Annotated in this window: 12 protein-coding genes and 1 tRNA gene; 4 read left to right on the top strand and 9 right to left on the bottom strand. The window is 70.8% G+C overall.

Going from position 1 to position 16,515, the window contains the following annotated elements; translation table 11 throughout:
- The first annotated feature begins 33 nt into the window (after positions 1 to 33).
- Together ACQEVM_RS33040 and ACQEVM_RS33045 are read left to right on the top strand one after the other, a co-directional pair.
- Positions 34 to 339, top strand: coding sequence for a MazG-like family protein (locus ACQEVM_RS33040; RefSeq protein WP_433085129.1), 306 nt, complete (start codon positions 34 to 36; stop codon positions 337 to 339).
- Positions 340 to 459: 120 nt separating this feature from the next.
- The gene (locus tag ACQEVM_RS33045; protein ID WP_433085131.1) at positions 460 to 900 is read left to right on the top strand and encodes a hypothetical protein; all 441 of its coding nucleotides are present in this window, start codon (positions 460 to 462) and stop codon (positions 898 to 900) included.
- A gap of 81 nt (positions 901 to 981) precedes the next feature.
- Here the strand turns inward: ACQEVM_RS33045 and ACQEVM_RS33050 are convergent, their stop codons facing one another.
- Positions 982 to 1,188, bottom strand: coding sequence for a hypothetical protein (locus ACQEVM_RS33050; protein ID WP_433085133.1), 207 nt, complete (start codon positions 1,186 to 1,188; stop codon positions 982 to 984).
- Between the two features lie 147 nt (positions 1,189 to 1,335).
- Positions 1,336 to 1,623: a hypothetical protein gene (locus ACQEVM_RS33055; RefSeq protein ID WP_433085135.1), complete on the bottom strand. Its 288-nt coding sequence runs from the start codon at positions 1,621 to 1,623 to the stop codon at positions 1,336 to 1,338.
- Between the two features lie 91 nt (positions 1,624 to 1,714).
- Here ACQEVM_RS33055 and ACQEVM_RS33060 point away from each other — a divergent pair, with 91 nt between their 5' ends.
- Positions 1,715 to 2,374 carry a helix-turn-helix domain-containing protein gene (locus tag ACQEVM_RS33060; RefSeq protein WP_433085137.1) on the top strand — a complete coding sequence of 220 codons (660 nt, stop codon included), beginning with the start codon at positions 1,715 to 1,717 and terminating at the stop codon, positions 2,372 to 2,374.
- Positions 2,371 to 3,984 (top strand): tyrosine-type recombinase/integrase, encoded by a 1,614-nt coding sequence (locus ACQEVM_RS33065; protein ID WP_433085139.1) that lies wholly within the window; start codon positions 2,371 to 2,373, stop codon positions 3,982 to 3,984. Before ACQEVM_RS33060 ends, ACQEVM_RS33065 begins: the two co-directional genes overlap by 4 nt.
- A gap of 611 nt (positions 3,985 to 4,595) precedes the next feature.
- Here ACQEVM_RS33065 and ACQEVM_RS33070 read toward each other — a convergent pair.
- The 7 genes from ACQEVM_RS33070 to ACQEVM_RS33100 form a co-directional block, all read right to left on the bottom strand.
- Positions 4,596 to 4,669 (bottom strand) — tRNA-Thr (locus tag ACQEVM_RS33070).
- 169 nt (positions 4,670 to 4,838) lie between these two features.
- On the bottom strand, positions 4,839 to 6,428 hold the full coding sequence (locus ACQEVM_RS33075; protein ID WP_433085141.1) for an alpha/beta hydrolase: 1,590 nt from the start codon (positions 6,426 to 6,428) through the stop codon (positions 4,839 to 4,841).
- A gap of 193 nt (positions 6,429 to 6,621) precedes the next feature.
- Positions 6,622 to 7,833, bottom strand: a complete 1,212-nt coding sequence (locus ACQEVM_RS33080; protein WP_433085143.1) for a DNA polymerase III subunit delta' — start codon at positions 7,831 to 7,833, stop codon at positions 6,622 to 6,624.
- A gap of 190 nt (positions 7,834 to 8,023) precedes the next feature.
- Positions 8,024 to 11,236 (bottom strand): dTMP kinase, encoded by a 3,213-nt coding sequence (gene tmk, locus ACQEVM_RS33085; RefSeq protein ID WP_433085144.1) that lies wholly within the window; start codon positions 11,234 to 11,236, stop codon positions 8,024 to 8,026.
- A gap of 175 nt (positions 11,237 to 11,411) precedes the next feature.
- The gene (gene topA / locus ACQEVM_RS33090) at positions 11,412 to 14,240 is read right to left on the bottom strand and encodes a type I DNA topoisomerase (RefSeq protein ID WP_433085146.1); all 2,829 of its coding nucleotides are present in this window, start codon (positions 14,238 to 14,240) and stop codon (positions 11,412 to 11,414) included.
- Between the two features lie 278 nt (positions 14,241 to 14,518).
- Entirely contained in the window at positions 14,519 to 14,716 is a 198-nt protein-coding gene (locus ACQEVM_RS33095; protein ID WP_351371914.1) for a hypothetical protein, read from the bottom strand.
- A gap of 170 nt (positions 14,717 to 14,886) precedes the next feature.
- Positions 14,887 to 16,401 carry a DUF7059 domain-containing protein gene (locus ACQEVM_RS33100; protein WP_433085149.1) on the bottom strand — a complete coding sequence of 505 codons (1,515 nt, stop codon included), beginning with the start codon at positions 16,399 to 16,401 and terminating at the stop codon, positions 14,887 to 14,889.
- Between the last annotated feature and the right edge of the window lie 114 nt (positions 16,402 to 16,515).

The raw sequence follows: 16,515 nt of genomic DNA on the forward strand, positions 1-16,515 counted from the left end.
CAAGGCACCTGCTGTACCACCGCTGGAGGAGTCTTGGAGATCGGGTCCGCCCAGAAGCTCGCCTGGGAAAACAAGACCCTCAAGGGGTTCAACACCACTGACGTGGCTATGGAGTTCGGTCTCCTCACCGCCGAGGTCGGCGAAGCCTTCACGGCTTGGCGCAAGAGCCTTCCCGATCTTGGTGAGGAACTGGCCGACATCTTCCTCTACCTGACAGCCCTGGCCGAGATGAACGGCGTGGACCTGGACTCCGAGGTCGCTCGCAAGATCGAAAAGAACACGCGACGGACGTACGAGCGGAACGAGCATGGGGCTCAGATCCGGACGAGCGACGCCTAGCTGGACCGCAAGGCAGTATCCTCGCCCCGGCAGAGTCAGGAGACCACTACGAGACGCTGGCGGGTGGTTTGGAGGCGAACGCCTCAGAAGGTTGTTGGCGCTGGCCTAGCCTGCGGTGCTATGGGGATCGAGCTGACTGACGATGAGCATCTACGAGCCCTAGCGGCACTGGAGGCCATCGTCGGCAACAACGACGCGGGCCTTGCAGCCCTGGGATCGAGGGGTGAGGGAGAGCGGCCTCTGCCAGCGCTCCTCGCCGAGTACGGTAGGCACACGCTGGAGCGGATTCTGGTCGCGGCGTTCGGCATCAACGCGAGCACGGGCGGCGGCGAATTCAGTCGGCTCGTCGCGGAGCTGAACGCCGATCCGCAGGCCCGCCTTACCTTCCTGCTAACCGAGGCCCTCCGCCAGCAGGCGGCTTTGGTCGGCGACGACCTGGCTACGGCCAAGCGGATCGGGATCTCGGTCCTGGGTGCGGTCCACGCGTTCACTGACGCCGACGAGTCCGGCGCCCTGACCCTGCTGCGCGGACTGCGCAACGAGATTCTCCGGGGCGGCTGAACGGTCACCGGCGAGGTTCAATGGCAAACTGCCGACGGCTATGAGACCGGGCGAGGGTGGACGCCGGCCCCGCTCGACGGGCTACTTCACGCTCTCGGCGCGCGTGATCTGGCCGAGGTCGTTCTGGATCTCGTTCACTGAGTCGATCTCGGCACCCAGGACGCGAACCGCCTCAGTGCGTCCCGCCGCCTTCTCCTCATCCTGCATCCGGATGAGGCTGACTTTGTGGGCCTGGAGGCGCTTGTCGAGGGCCTCGGCGTGCGTCTCCATGAACTGCTCAGGTGTCATGGCCTCGACGATAGCAATAGGTACCAGACCTACTTGGGCTCTCCGCTAATTAACAGCTCGCGTGAGCGACGACGGCGGGCCCCCGACCGTCGGTCGGGGGCCCGCCGTCGCACAGGTCGAGGTCGGCACATCGCTCGGTTGACGCCTCTAAGCGGCGAGGCCGTGATGCTCGCTTCTGTCGTCGCCCTGATCTCCACCTGCCTGCGGGCGCTCCAGGCCCAGCAACTTCAGCAGGTCGGCCGTCACCACCCGGTAGGCGTTGCCGAGGCGCAGCACCTTGACCGGATACTCCCCCTGCTTCGCGAGTCCGTATCCCGTTGATCGGCCGATCATCAGCGCTCGGTTTGAGGTGTCGAGGTCGATGACAACAGGAAGGGCAAGCAGCTCGTCGCCCGTCAGTCCTCGCGCCTCACGGGACGAATCCGATGCCGCCATGGTGCCCTCCTGAGAAAATCTGGTGTTGCTGTGACGTCGTAGAAGTATCACGAAGTTGCGGCAGCGCCTTTTGGCTGCCTAAAGTGTCACCATGACACCTGATCAATGGTCGACATCGTTCACCGGTCGGATCGCCCGGCGCCTGCGGGACTCACGTAAGGCCGCCGGCCTCACGATGGCCGAGGTCGCCCAGGGCTGTGCTGAGCGCGGCGTGCCGGAGTTCACCGAGCACTCGATGAAAAATCTGGAGTCGGGACGCAAGACGAGCATCACTGTCGCGGAGGTCGTCGTGCTTGCCGACGTCCTCGGCGTCCCCCCGGTGACCCTCCTCTTCCCGCTCGGCTCCTCAGCCACGGTCGAGGTCCTGCCCGGTCGCGAAGTCTCTACGTGGGATGCGCTCGCATGGTTTACCGGCGAGTCATCCTCGGCCGAACCCGCTCCCGAGGGCTCCGCTCGGGACCTTCTCGGCCTCTTCCGCCAGCACGGTGATCTGGTGGCTGCCGCGATGTCCTCCCACGCCTTGGCCAGGGAAAGGCGGCGGGCGGCCAGCACCACCCTGGACCGTTCCCGCAGAGCCACCCTCCTGCAGCGCGCCGAAGGCTACGAGGAGCACGCGTTCGAGGACTGCCAGGAACTACGCACGTTCCGTGGCCGGATGCGCGACCGCGAGCTGGCACCTCCGTCCCTGCCTGACGAGCTGGCCTTCGTCGACCAGCCCGAAACATCAACCCCCTCGGAGGACAGCGAGTGAAGAACGGCAACCTCATACGACGGTGCCGCTGCACGGACCCGAAGACCAACAAGGAATACGGCGCTTCCTGCCCCAAGCTCAAGTCTTCGCGCCGACATGGCACTTGGACCGCCGTCCAGGAACTCGAACCCAGCCAGAACGGCGACCGCAGGCGGTTCCGCCGTGGCGGCTTCGAGACGTCCACCAAGGCCCAGGAGGAGCTGGACAAGGTCCGTGCCCTCATGGCCATCCCCGAGGAGGACGACGCGTGGGGTAAAACCCAGATCAGTGACCTCCTGGAGAACTGCGTCAAGGACAAGGACCCCGTCCCGGACTACGACGAGACCCGCCGCCGCTTCAAGACGGGGCAGTCCCTGAACTCCAAGGTCACCGTGGCGGAGTGGCTCGATTCCTGGCTGGCGGGACGCAAGCGTCTGCGGCGCGGTGGAGCGGCCCGCTACGAGTGCGATATCCGCGTCCACCTGAAGCCTCACCTCGGGCATCTGCGCCTCGACAAGCTCCGTGTCCACCACATCGACTCGATGTTCGACGCGATCAACGAGCGCAACATCGAGGTCCAGGAACAGAACGCCCAGCGGCGCGTCGTACGCGACGATCTCAAGGCCACGCCGAACAAGGGTGCCGAGAACCGCGCACGCCGCCGTTGGCTGCAGGCCCAGCTCGACGCGATGCCTCCCTTCCGACGGATTACCGGCCTCAACACCCAGCCCCACATCCGGGACACCCTGCGTGCCGCGCTGAACGTCGCCATCGCCCAGCAGGTGATGCCCGCCTTCAACCCGGCGGCGCACGTCGAGTTGCTACCGGGCACGAGCCCGAAGGCCCTCGTCTGGAGCGACGAGCGCATTGCGCGCTGGAAGGAGACCGGCGAGAAGCCTTCGCCGGTCATGGTCTGGACCCCCGAGCAGACGGCCGCGTTCCTCGACTTCGTCGAGCAGGACCGGCTGTACGTGCTCTGGCGGCTCATCGCCTTCCGGGGGACACGACGCGGCGAAGGGTGCGGCGTCCGCTGGGAAGACCACTCGGCCAAGGCTCGCTCGCTTGCCATTGCCACCCAGCTCGTGCAGGACGGCTGGGAGGTCCACGAGGGCGCCCCCAAGACCGACAGCGGCATTCGGCTGATCGCCCTCGACGAGGAGACGAACCAGGACCTCCTGTCTCACAAGGCCCGCCAGCAACGGGAACGGGAGGCATGGGGCGAGGGGTGGCAGGACACCGGCCGAATCTTCACCCAGGAGGATGGCTCCCTTCTTCACCCTGGCAAGGTCAGCGACCTTTTCGAGCGTCTGGTGGAGGCCGCTGGTCTCCCTCCGATCCGCCTCCACGATCTTCGCCACGTCGCAGCGACGCTGATGCTCGCTGCCGGGGTCGACATCAAGGTGGTCTCCGAAACGCTGGGCCACTCGGACACGCGGATCACCCGGGACATCTACCAGTCGGTCCTGGACGACCTCGCTCGTGACGCCGCCGAGAAGGTCGTACAGCTCGTCCCGCACGCCCGGAGGCCCTTGGCGGCGGTGAAGGACGGGAAGCCGACAGCCTCTCCCCGCCGGCCCAGGATGACGCCTCCTCGCAAGAGCGAAAAGGGCAAAGAGGAACGCTCCGCCTGATTCAGGCGAGAAGGAGCCCCGGTCAGCGGGAATCTGACCGGGGCTCCGGCATGTGATGAACGTCACGCACTAGGTGTAGTTGGCCGCGATTGATCGCATAGCGTGACCATCTTCCTCTTTAGGTGCCGCCGTTCCGAGCGGGCTTCCATAGCGGGGATGCCCCTGGCGACCACCGAGCCGCTTTGGGCGAGCCTGCCAGCGCACCGGCTTCCCGCAGACCCTGGCTTACCTCGCTCCCTCGCACTCCATCCGCTGCCGCCACGGCCGAAGGTGCGGCCCAGCATCGGTGCAGCCGGACACGAAGAAGGCCGCTTGGCGGCGACTCGGAACCACGCCACCTGTCCCTATGCACGCCCACGCCAGGGCTACTGGACCTGACCGAAGCTCTCGCCGACGGCTCTGTTGGACGACGGCTTGTAGGGATGGAACAACAACAGGACCGCTGCCCGCCCGCTCTCGGCCACCGCCGATGCACACCGTTTGCACGTTTGGCCACCGGTCGGCCACCGGGGGCCGCATTTCGGAGCCTTGGGGCTGACACACCAACAGAAGTAAGGTCAAGAAAAGGAAAAAGCCCCAGGTCACGGCGAGTGAGTCCTGGGGCTAATCCGAGCCGCCTTCGGGATTCGAACCCGAGACCTACGCATTACGAGTGCGTTGCTCTGGCCAACTGAGCTAAGGCGGCACCACTGGGAGACAAGAATTCCCCCGGAGGGACGCTCTCATCAGCAGCGGCGCCAAGTCTACAGGGTTGAACCGGGTGCCCTGAACCGGGTAGTCCAGGGTTCAGAAAATGTCCACAAACCCGGACGAAACCACTGCCACGGAGGGTCGATGAGCCGTGCGCGGGCTCGTCAGCACTTGGTGCCGTCCTTCGGCGCCTTGCCCTCCAGCAGGTACGTGTTGATCGCCTTGTCGATGCAGTCACTGCCGCGCCCGTACGCCGTGTGCCCGTCGCCGTCGTACGTCAGGAGCGTGCCCGAGTCGAGCTGTCCCGCCAGTGCCTGCGCCCACTTGTACGGGGTCGCCGGGTCCCTGGTGGTGCCCACCACCACGATCGGTGCGGCGCCCTTGGCCTCCAGCGCCCGCGCCGACCCGGTCGCCTTGACCGGCCAGTACGCGCAGTTCAGCGAGGCCCAGGCCAGCCCCGCTCCGAAGACCGGGGAGGCCTTCTGGAAGGAGGGCAGCGCCGCCTGGACCGCCTCCGGACCGGAGAAGGCAGGCGGCTGGTCGAGGCAGTTCACGGCGGCGTTGGCGAACATCAGGTTCGCGTACGTCCCGTCCGCCTCGCGCTCGTAGTAGCTGTCGGCGAGCGCCAGCAGGCCGGCCCCGTCGCCGTTCATCGCGGAGGTGAGCGCCTCGCGCAGCTGGGGCCACGCGCTCTCGTCGTACAGCGCGGCGATCACCCCGGTCGTGGCCAGGGACTCCCCGAGGGGCCGGGTCGGGTCTCCCGAAGGCACCGGCTGGGCGTCCAGCTTGCGGAAGAACTCGTTCAGGCGCTGTGCCACCGCGTCCGGGTCCCCCGAGCCGAGCGGGCACTCCGGCTGCTTCGCGCAGTCCTTGGCGAAGGAGCGGAAGGCGGTCTCGAACCCGGCCGTCTGGTCCCGGTTGAGTTCGAGCGCGGGCCTGGACGGGTCCATGGCCCCGTCCAGGACCAGCCGGCCGACCCGGCCCGGGAAGAGGTCCGCGTACGTCGCTCCCAGGAACGTGCCGTACGAGGCACCGACGTACGACAGCTTCTCGTCGCCCAGCGTCGCTCTGAGGATGTCCATGTCCCGTGCGGCGTCGACGGTGGAGACGTGCGGCAGGACCCGCTGCGAGCGCGTCTTGCAGCCCGCCGCGAACTTCTTGAACGCCGCCACCAGCAGGGCCTGCTCGGCCTTGTCGTCCGGCGTCTGGTCCACCTGGGTGAACCGGTCCATCTCCGGTCCGGACAGGCACTCGACGGGGCTGCTGCGCTCCACCCCGCGCGGGTCGAAGGACACCATGTCGTACCGGGCCCGTACGGCCGCCGGGTAGCCGATGCCCGCGTACGCCTGGAGGTACCCGATGCCCGACCCGCCGGGCCCGCCCGGATTGACGACGAGCGAGCCGAGCCGCTTGCCCGGGCCGGTGGCCACGCGGCGGGCCACCGCGATGTCGATGGACTGCGCCGAACCGGGGGTGCCCGGGTTCGCGTAGTCCAGCGGTGCCTTCATGGTGGAGCACTGGAAGCCGGGGACACCGCAGTCGCGCCAGCTCAGCTTCTGTTCGTAGTACGGACGCAGCGCGGCCGGGACGGCGGCCGGCGTGGCCGTCCCCGCCGTGGATTTCGGCGTGGAGTTCCCGGACGAGGACGCGGCGGCGCGGGTTCCCCCGGAACCCTCCGAGGTGCACCCGGCAAGCAGCAGCCCGGCGGCTGCGATCACGGTTCCGGTGGTGCGCAGCAGGCGACTGGTGTCCATGCGGCGAGCCTAAGGCCTGGCGGAGCACCCGGCCGGGCTCCGCCGGGCCGGCCGGCCGATCGCCGTCCGGGCACGGACCACCGCCCCGGCACGGGCCCGGAGCGTCCCGGCCGCCGCGCAGGAACGCTCGTACGGGTGAACAGGTCAACGGACGGTGGGCGACGAACACCCACCGGCGCCGTCCGGCCGGCGTTCAGCCCGCGCGCAGCGCCATCGTCATGGCCTCGACGGCGAGCAGCGGGGCCACGTTCCGGTCGAGGGCCTCCCGGCAACCGATGATCGCCTCGATGCGCCGGAGTGTGCGCTCCGGGCCCGAGTCCCGGGCGATCCGGTCCAGGTCGGCCCGTATCTCCTCGTTGGCGATGGCGAGGCCCGAGCCGAGTTGGAGGGCCAGCACGTCCCGGTAGAAGCCGGTGAGGTCGGTGAGCGCCAGGTCGAGGCTGTCGCGCTGGGTGCGGGTGCGGCGGCGCTTCTGCCGGTCCTCCAGCTCCTTCATGACGCCCGCGGTCCCCCTGGGCATCCTGCTGCCCGCGCCCGCTCCTGCCCCGAGCGCGGCCCGCAGTTCCTCGGTCTCCTTGGTGTCGACCTCCTCCGCGAGGTACTTGGCGTCCTCGGCGGCGGCGTCGACGAGCTCCTGGGCGGCCTTGAGGCAGTCGCCCACGTCGTCCACCCGGAGCGGCAGCCTGAGCACGGCGTTGCGCCGTGTTCGGGCGGCCTCGTCGGTGGCCAGTCGGCGGGCCCGGCCGATGTGACCCTGGGTCGCGCGGGCGGCGGCGGCGGCGAGGGCGGGCTCGATGCCGTCACGGCGCATCAGCACCTCGGCGACGGCGGCCACGGGTGGGGTGCGCAGCGTCAGGTGCCGGCAGCGGGAACGGATGGTGGGCAGCACGTCCTCCAGGGAGGGCGCGCACAGCAGCCACACCGTCCGCGGAGCCGGTTCCTCCACGGCCTTGAGCAGGACGTTGCCGGCGCCCTCGGTGAGTCGGTCGGCGTCCTCCAGGACGATGACCTGCCAACGCCCGACGGCCGGCGACAGCTGGGCCCGGCGGACCAGGGCCCGGGTCTCCTTCACACCGATGGACAGCAGGTCGGTACGGACGATCTCCACATCGGCGTGCGTCCCGATCACGGTGGTGTGGCAGCCGTCGCAGAAGCCGCAGCCCGGTTCCCCGCCGAGGGCACGGTCGGGGCTGGTGCACTGGAGGGCCGCCGCGAAGGCGCGGGCGGCGGTGGCCCGCCCCGATCCCGGCGGGCCGGTGAACAGCCAGGCGTGGGTCATCCTGGAGCCGGCGGGCAGCGGTGTCCCCTCCGACGTGGCCGTGACCTGCGCGTCGGCGTCACGGGCGGCGGAAGCGAGTTGCGTCTGCACGCGCTCCTGACCCACCAGGTCGTCCCATACGGGCATCCCGCCCACCACCTTTCACTGTCCGTGCGTACCTCTGCACATTCTGACGGACGCCACTGACACCGACGGCGCCCGCACCGACGGCACTGACACCGACGGCGCCCGCACCACCCCCGTCAGCGCCCACTCGGCCCGAGGGCCGAGCGCCGAGGCAGACGCCCGAGGGTCGAGGCAGACGCCCGGGGCCCGCTCAGCGGCGACGACCCCGGCGGTCCTCGTCGTCCTCGTCGTCCTTGCGCGAGCCCAGGAGTTCGTCCGCCAGGGTCGGCAGGTCGTCCATCGGGGTCGCCTCGGCCCAGTCCGACGGCGCCCGACGCGGCCGCCCCTCGTCGTCGACGACGGGAAGCTCGCGGGTCACGTCGTCCTCGCGGTCCGGGGCCGCGCCCCGGCCGCGGTTCCCCGACTCCCGGAAGATGTCCGAGGGCACCCGGTCGGTGGGGTTCTCCTGGGGTCGGCGAGCCGTCGGCCGGGAAGCGGAAGGGCTTTGACCGGAGGAGCCGGAGGAGGTCGGCGCCGATCGGTCGGAGCCCTCGGCCGGGCCCGCGTCGCGGACCGCCGGCAGCACCGAGGTCTCCGCGGCCGGGTCGACCTTCGGCACGGGGACCGTCTGGGTGACGTCGTCGGGCTGCACGAACCGCTTGACCACAGGGGTCTCGACGGTGATGGCGTCGTCCGGGTGCGGGTTCTTGCGCATCCCGACCTTCGACGCGGGTGCCTCCGCCGGGATATCGGCGGGCGGCGGAGCGGCAGCGGCCCGGGCAGCCGCCCGAGCCGCCGAGGCGGCGGCCGACGCCTCCGCCAACCGGCGTGCCTCCTCGGCCCTGAGCAGGGCTTCCTCGGCACGGCGCTGCTTCTCCAGCCGGCGGTCCTCGGCCTCGGCGCGTTGCCTGGCCTCCTCCTCCGCCTGGGCGCGCAGCCGCTCGGCCTCCGCCGCGCGGGCCTTCTCCTCGGCTTCCGCGCGCAGTCGCTCGATCTCGGCCCGGGCCCGGGCTTCCTCGGCGACGCGCCGCCGCTCTTCTTCCGCCTTGCGGACGGCCTCGGCCTCGGCGAGTCGCCGTGCCTCCGCCGCCTCGGCCTCGGCCTTGACGCGGGCCTCCTCGGCCTCGCGGGCCTTGCGGGCCTCCGTCTCGACGCGCAACCGCTCTTCCTCGGCCTTGCGCGCCGCTTCTTCCTCCGCCTTGCGCTTCGCCTCGGCCTCGGCGAGCCGTCGGGCTTCGAGCTGCGCGGCGATCTCCTGCTCGGAGAGCGGCAGCATCCGGTCGAGGCGGTGCCGGACGACGGTGGTCACCGAGCCCGGGTCCTGGCCCGCGTCCACCACCAGGTAGCGCCCGGGGTCGGCCGCGGCCAGCGTCAGGAAACCGGAGCGCACGCGCCGGTGGAACTCCGCGGGCTCCGACTCCAGCCGGTCCGGCGCTTCGGTGAACCGCTCCCGGGCCGTCTCCGGCGACACGTCGAGCAGGACGGTCAGGTTCGGTACGAGTCCACCCGTGGCCCAGCGGGAGATCCGGGCGATCTCGGTCGGGGACAGGTCACGGCCGGCGCCCTGGTAGGCCACCGAGGAGTCGATGTAGCGGTCGGAGATGACCACGGCGCCCCGCTCCAGGGCGGGCCGGACCACGGTGTCCACGTGCTCGGCGCGGTCGGCGGCGTAGAGCAGCGCCTCGGCGCGGTTCGACAGCCCGGCCGAGGACACGTCGAGCAGGATCGAGCGCAGCCGCTTGCCGACCGGGGTGGCTCCCGGCTCGCGCGTGACGACGACCTCGTGGCCCTTGCCCCGTATCCAGTCGGCCAGCGCCTCCACCTGGGTGGACTTGCCGGCGCCGTCACCGCCTTCCAGGGCGATGAAGAAGCCGGTGGTGGAGGCGGCCTGGAGCGGTTCCCCGCCGCGCAGCGCCTCGCGCAGGTCGCGGCGCAGCGGTACTCCGCCGCGGTCGTCGGCCTTGGTCAGCACCACCACGGCGACGGGCAGCAGCAGGGCGCCGATCAGCATCAGGGTGAAGGCCGCGCCGCCGTGCGAGAAGACGACCTCGCCGCCGGTCAGCCGGTGCGGACCGATCGCGGCGGCCAGCAGCGGGGCGGCCACCGCCCCGACGGCCACGGCCACCCGCACGACGGCCTGGAGGTGCTCGGTGACCCGGGCCCGACGGAACTCCTCGGTCTCCTGGTCCAGCAGGGTGTGCGCGGTATGGGCGGCGGTACCGGCGGCAGTGCCCGCGAGCAGGGCCAGGAACAGCCCGGTCGCCATGTCCGGGACCAGCCCGACGAGCAGCAGCGCGAGCCCCGTCACCGCTATGGCGAGGGCGAGCAGCCTGCGCCGTGACAGGGCGGGGAGGATCTTGCCGGCCTGGGTCGCGCGGATGCCGAGGCCGGTGCCACCGACCAGCGCGAGGACCAGCAGGGCGTACGAAGCGGGTCCGCCGCCCAGGTCGAAGCCGTGCAGTACGGATACGGAGGCGGCGGAGGCCACCGCTCCGGCGATGGCGGCGGACGCCAGGACGAGCAGCGGGACGGCGCCCGTACGGCCCTTGTCGGGACGGTCGCCCGCCTTGGGGGCGCGCAGTCCCTCCAGCGGGGAGCGCGGGCGCGGGGTCTTCGTGCCGGGCAGGATCAGGGGGAGCAGCAGCGACACGGACGCGGCGAACAGACCGGCGGCCACGTAGGACCCCAGGGCGGCCTGGTTCGCGGCGAACCATTCCACGCCGAGGCCGAGCGCACGGCCGATCAGCGTCGAGGCGAGCAGCGCGGCTGCCGCGACGGGCAGCGCCGCGAAGGCGGTGCGCAGGGTCAGGCGCCGCAGCGTGTCGAGGTGGTCCGGGAGCGGCCGTACGGTCGCCCCCTCCGGCGGCGGCGGGGGCAGCAGGGCCGGAGCCGCGCTGTCCTTGGCCAGCGTCCACAGGCGTTCGGCGGCCCCGGACACGAAGACGGTGGCCAGCAGCGCGGTCATGGCGTGCGCCGGGATCCAGTCCAGCCAGAGCGGGGCGACGACGAACAGTGCGATCCGGACCCCGTCGGCGCCGACCATCGTCCAACGGCGGTCGAGCTTGCCCCCGGCGGCGGTCAGCTTGGCGAGCGGCCCGAGGAGGACGGCCCCGAAGAGCACGGTGGCCACGACCCGGACCCCGAACACGGCCGCGACGGCCAGGGCCGCTCCGCGGTATCCGTCCCCGAACGTTTCCTCGGAGATCGCCGCCTGATAGGCGAGCAACACCAGGACCAACAGGGCGAGGGCATCACCGATGCCGCTCACCAACTGGGCACTCCACAAACGCCGCAGTCTGGGGGTGCGCAGCAGGGCATGCACCGCGCGCTCGCGGGAGTCCGCGGCCAGGGCTTCGTCGTAGGTGGTGTTCTCGTCGGCGGTCTCGGCGTCGGTCACGACCGTCGGCTGCTCGGCTCGCGTCATCCGCCCAGCCTATCCGCTGTGCTTCGTGGCTGCGGAGGCCTGTGGACAACCCCGGGTGTGCCCCCGCGCCCACCCCTCCACCCGGCCCCGGCACCCGCCCCTCCCGGGCAACACGAAGGCCCCCGCGCAGCATGCGCGGGGGCCTTCGACGACCGGCATACCCGGTCGGCCGCGGCTAGTCGTCCGACGCCGCCGGAGCGGTCGTCGCCTTCTTCGCCACCGTCTTCTTCGCGGCCGTCTTCTTGGTCGCCGTGGCCTTCTTCGCCGTCGTCGTCTTCTTGGCCGCCGTCTTCTTGGCGGTCGTCGTCGTGGCCTTCTTGGCGGGCGCCTTCTTCGCCGGGGCCTTCTTGGCCGTCTTCTTCGCCGGCCCCTTGGCCCGCTTCTCCGCGAGCAGTTCGTAGCCGCGCTCCGGCGTGATCGTCTCGACGTCGTCGTCCCGCCGCAGCGTCGCGTTCGTCTCGCCGTCCGTCACGTACGGACCGAAGCGGCCGTCCTTGACCACCACCGGCTTCTCGCTCACCGGGTCCGTGCCCAGTTCCTTGAGCGGGGGCTTGGCCGCGGCCCGTCCGCGCTGCTTGGGCTGCGCGTAGATGGCGAGCGCCTCGTCCAGCGTGATCGAGAACAGCTGGCCCTCGGTCTCCAGGGACCGCGAGTCCGTGCCCTTCTTCAGGTACGGGCCGTAGCGGCCGTTCTGGGCCGTGATCTCCACGCCCTCCGCGTCGACTCCGACGACCCTGGGCAGGGACATCAGCTTGAGCGCCTCGTCCAGGGTGACCGTGTCCAGGCTCATCGACTGGAACAGGGAGGCCGTCCGCGGCTTGACCGCGTTCTTGCCGGTCTTCGGCGTGCCCTCGGGCAGGATCTCCGTCACGTACGGCCCGTAGCGGCCGTCCTTCGCGACGATCTGGTTCCCGCTGACGGGGTCGGTGCCCAGCTCGAACTCGCCGCTCGGCTTCGCGAAGAGTTCCTCCGCGTACTCCACCGTCAGCTCGTCGGGGGCCATGTCGTCCGGGACGTCGGCGCGCTGGTGGCCTTCGGCGTCCTTCTCTCCGCGCTCCACGTACGGCCCGTAGCGGCCGACGCGCAGCACGATTCCCTCGCCGACGGGGAAGGAGGAGATCTCCCGAGCGTCGATGGCACCGAGATCCGTGACGAGTTCCTTGAGGCCACCGAGGTGGTCGCCGTCGGCCGGTACGACCTCGGACGCGTCCTCGGCACCGAAGTAGAACCGCTTCAGCCACGGCACGGATTGGGCCTCGCCCCGCGCGATGCGGTCGAGGTCGTCCTCCATCTTGGCCGTGAAGTCGTAGTCGACGAGCCGGCCGAAGTGCGTCTCCAGCAGGTTGACCACGGCGAACGACAGGAAGGACGGCACGAGGGCCGTGCCCTTCTTGAAGACGTAGCCGCGGTCGAGGATGGTGCCGATGATCGACGCGTAGGTCGAGGGGCGGCCGATCTCGCGCTCTTCCAGCTCCTTGACCAGCGAGGCCTCGGTGTACCGGGCCGGCGGCTTGGTCGAGTGGCCGTCCACCGTGATCTCCTCGGCCGACAGCGCGTCGCCCTCGGCGACCTGCGGCAGCCGCTTCTCACGGTCGTCGAGCTCCGCGTTCGGGTCGTCCGCGCCCTCGACGTAGGCCTTCATGAAACCGTGGAAGGTGATCGTCTTGCCGGACGCGCTGAACTCGGCGTCCCGGCCGTCGGTGGCTCGTCCACCGATCTTCACGGTCACGGAGTTTCCGACCGCGTCCTTCATCTGGGAGGCGACGGTCCGCTTCCAGATGAGTTCGTACAGACGGAACTGGTCGCCGGTCAGGCCGGTCTCGGCCGGAGTGCGGAAACGATCACCCGAGGGTCGGATCGCCTCGTGCGCCTCCTGCGCGTTCTTGACCTTGCCTGCGTACACGCGCGGCTTCTCCGGCAGGTAGTCGGCTCCGTAGAGCTGGGTGACCTGCGCCCGCGCCGCGTTCACCGCGGTGTCGGAGAGCGTCGTGGAGTCGGTACGCATATAGGTGATGAAGCCGTTCTCGTACAGCTTCTGCGCCACCTGCATCGTCGCCTTCGCACCGAAGCCGAGCTTGCGCGAGGCCTCCTGCTGGAGCGTCGTCGTGCGGAACGGTGCGTACGGGGAGCGGCGGTACGGCTTCGACTCGACCGAGCGGACGGCGAACGAAGCGCTCTCCAGCGCGGCGGCGAGCGCCCGGGCGCCGGCCTCGTCGAGGTGCAGGACCTCGCTCTTGAGCTTGCCGTTCGAACCGAAGTCACGGCCCTGGGCGACGCGCTTGCCGTCCACCGTGTTCAGGCGGGCCACCAGCGTCGACGGGTCGGACGCGTCGCCGACCCGGCCGGTGGAGAAGGTGCCGGTCAGGTCCCAGTACTCGGCGGTGCGGAAGGCGATGCGCTCGCGTTCCTTCTCGACGACCATGCGCGTGGCCACCGACTGGACGCGGCCCGCCGACAGCTTCGGCATGACCTTCTTCCACAGGACCGGCGAGACCTCGTAGCCGTAGAGGCGGTCGAGGATGCGTCGGGTCTCCTGGGCGTCGACCATGCGCTGGTTGAGCTCGCGCGGGTTGGCGACGGCGTCGCGGATCGCGTCCTTGGTGATCTCGTGGAAGACCATCCGGTGGACGGGGACCTTGGGCTTGAGGACTTCCTGCAGGTGCCACGCGATGGCTTCGCCCTCGCGGTCCTCATCGGTGGCGAGGAAGAGTTCGTCGGACTCGGCCAGCAGCTCCTTGAGCTTCCTGACCTGGGCCTTCTTGTCGGCGTTGACGACGTAGATCGGCGCGAAGTCGTGCTCGACGTCCACGCCGAGGCGACGGACCTCACCGGTGTACTTGTCGGGGACCTCGGCCGCGCCGCTGGGGAGGTCGCGGATGTGCCCGACGCTCGCCTCGACGACGTACCCGGGGCCGAGATAGCCCTTGATCGTCTTCGCCTTGGCAGGGGACTCGACGATGACGAGTCGGCGGCCGCCCTTTGCGGTCTCGCTAGTCGGGGACAACTTGGCTCTTCTCTCCGGTCGGCACTCGGTCGCGGTACGGCGACGCTGCGGAGTGTGACGGTACAACCCGCACCCGTGTCAAACGGCACAAGCCCGCAACGGCCACTCGAACGGTAACCCGACAAGTGCCGTTTCTGCCGCCCGGATGCCACGGCGGACCCCTCACGGTCACCGGGCAGAGTGGCCTGGGGGCCGTCTGGCCCCGGCCCGCGCACCGCCGACGGACCTTTCCGACGTCGGGTTTCCCACTCCGAGGAACATCTTCCGCGACGGCCGCCTCAGAACCGCTGGAGGCACCAGACGCCGAGGGCCAGCGAGCCGGCTCCGGACAGGAGCGCGAGGGGCACGGCGACGGCGGGGCGTACGCCCTCGGCCACCGGCGCACGGTGCAGGGCACGCGCTCCCGTCCAGCCGATCAGAGCGGCTCCGAACAGCAGGAACACGAGCGCGGAGAAGATCGCCGGACCGCGTTCCATGCCGTTCCCCCCTTGCTTCCGGGCCGCTCCGGGATCCCCCCGGATCCCGCTTCCCGGGAGCCTGCCGGCCGAGGAGGTACGGCAGGCGAACCCCGGGTTACATCACGGCTTCGGCATCGGCGCCCGCAGCCCGGCTGCGCCCGCCGACCCCCGGCCACGCCCGCCCCGGGCTACGGCGCGGGAGCGCGCACGGGGTCCAGGAAGCCCTGCTCCACCAGCATCCGGATCGCCTCCGGGGTCCGGTCCCGCAGTACCACCGGGTCCTCCTGCATCAGCTGGGCGATGGCGTCCAGGATCCGGCCCGCGCTGAGTGAGCCGTCACACACTCCGGCGAACCCGGCCCCGACGGTGTCCACCTTCGTGGCCCGGCGCATTCCGCGGTTCTGCCGGAGCACGACGTGCTCGGGGTCCTCCGCGCCGGGCGCGCCGACCTGCTCCTGGACGATCTCCTCGGCCAGGACGAAGTACCCCGACAGCAGCGCCGCGTCGTCGTGCTCGCGCAGGTAGTCCTGGCGGGCGAAATGCGCCAGGACGGCCTCGCCCAGCGGCTGCTCGACCGAGTGCGGCCATTCCTCGACCACGATCGACGGCTCGGCCGCGTCCGTACGGCGCAGCGTGATCCAACCGAAGCCGACCGCCTTGGTCTTGCGGGCCTCGAACTCGTCCAGCCAGTCCGCGTAGCGGCGCTCGTACTCGGCGGGATCGCTGCGGTGGTCGCCCGCGTCCCTCAGCCACAGTTCCGCGTACTGCGTCACGTCCTGCACGTCGCGCTGCACGATCCACGCGTCGCAGCCGCGCGGCACCCAGGAGCGGAGCCGGTCGTGCCAGTCCTCGCCCTCCACGTGCTGCCAGTTGCCGAGGAACTGCGCGTACCCGCCCGGGTTCAGGTGCTCGCCGGCCTGCTGGACCAGGGTCCGGCACAGGTCGTCCCCGCCCATGCCGCCGTCGCGGTACGTGAGGCGGGCGCCGGGGGAGATCACGAAGGGCGGGTTCGACACGATCAGGTCGTATGTGGTCTCGCCGACCGGCTCGAAGAGGGAACCGGCGAGCAGTTCGGCCTCGGCCTCCCCGGACAACGCCAACGTCAAACGGGTGAACTCCAGGGCCCTCGGGTTGACGTCGGTGGCCGTGACCCGTGTCGCGTGCCGGGACGCGTGCAGGGCCTGGATGCCCGATCCGGTGCCGACGTCGAGCGCCGAACCCACGGGGGCGCGGACGGTGATGCCGGCCAATGTCGTGGAGGCGCCGCCGACTCCCAGCACCACGCCCTCCTCACGACGGCCGATGCCGCCGGCCCCGCCCACGGCGCACCCCAGGTCGGAGACGATGAACCAGTCCTCGCCGTCCGGTCCGCCGTACGGGCGCACGTCGACGGTGGCGTACACCTCGTCGCCCTCCCGCCGCAGCCAGCCGTCCTCCAACGCCGCGTCGACGGGCAGCGCCGCGCCGGCGTGTCCGTACGGCACGGACTGCCGGAGCAGGAACAGCCGAACCAGGCCGGCGAGCGGGTCGTCCGCGCGGCCTCGGGTGGCGCGCAGGGCGGGGACGGTCTCGCTGCGGGCCAACGCGGCGTAGGCGGGGGCGCCGAGCAGGTCGAGCAGCCCGTCGGCGGTGAAGCCGACGGCCAGCAGGGCGGCGCGGAGCGCGGCGGCACGGTCGGGCGAGGGAAGGCTGGTGGTACTCACGCGTCCATTGTGGCCGCTGCCCCCGGCAATCGCGGCGGCCCACCCCGGGCATTCGGTGCGCACCACGCGCCCGGACCCCGATCGGGCAGCGCCCGGAGCCCCCACGGGCAGCGC

This window comes from Streptomyces sp. CA-243310, from assembly GCF_050936775.1.
GTDB lineage: Bacteria > Actinomycetota > Actinomycetes > Streptomycetales > Streptomycetaceae > Streptomyces.

Bases quoted from the DNA above. Each gene is read 5' to 3' on its own strand.
- ACQEVM_RS33045 (WP_433085131.1), top strand. From the start codon at position 460: ATGGGGATCGAGCTGACTGACGATGAGCATCTACGAGCCCTAGCGGCA.
- ACQEVM_RS33050 (WP_433085133.1), bottom strand. From the start codon at position 1,188: ATGACACCTGAGCAGTTCATGGAGACGCACGCCGAGGCCCTCGACAAG.
- ACQEVM_RS33055 (WP_433085135.1), bottom strand. From the start codon at position 1,623: ATGGCGGCATCGGATTCGTCCCGTGAGGCGCGAGGACTGACGGGCGAC.
- ACQEVM_RS33060 (WP_433085137.1), top strand. From the start codon at position 1,715: ATGACACCTGATCAATGGTCGACATCGTTCACCGGTCGGATCGCCCGG.
- ACQEVM_RS33075 (WP_433085141.1), bottom strand. From the start codon at position 6,428: ATGGACACCAGTCGCCTGCTGCGCACCACCGGAACCGTGATCGCAGCC.
- ACQEVM_RS33080 (WP_433085143.1), bottom strand. From the start codon at position 7,833: ATGCCCGTATGGGACGACCTGGTGGGTCAGGAGCGCGTGCAGACGCAA.
- tmk (WP_433085144.1), bottom strand. From the start codon at position 11,236: ATGACGCGAGCCGAGCAGCCGACGGTCGTGACCGACGCCGAGACCGCC.
- ACQEVM_RS33095 (WP_351371914.1), bottom strand. From the start codon at position 14,716: ATGGAACGCGGTCCGGCGATCTTCTCCGCGCTCGTGTTCCTGCTGTTC.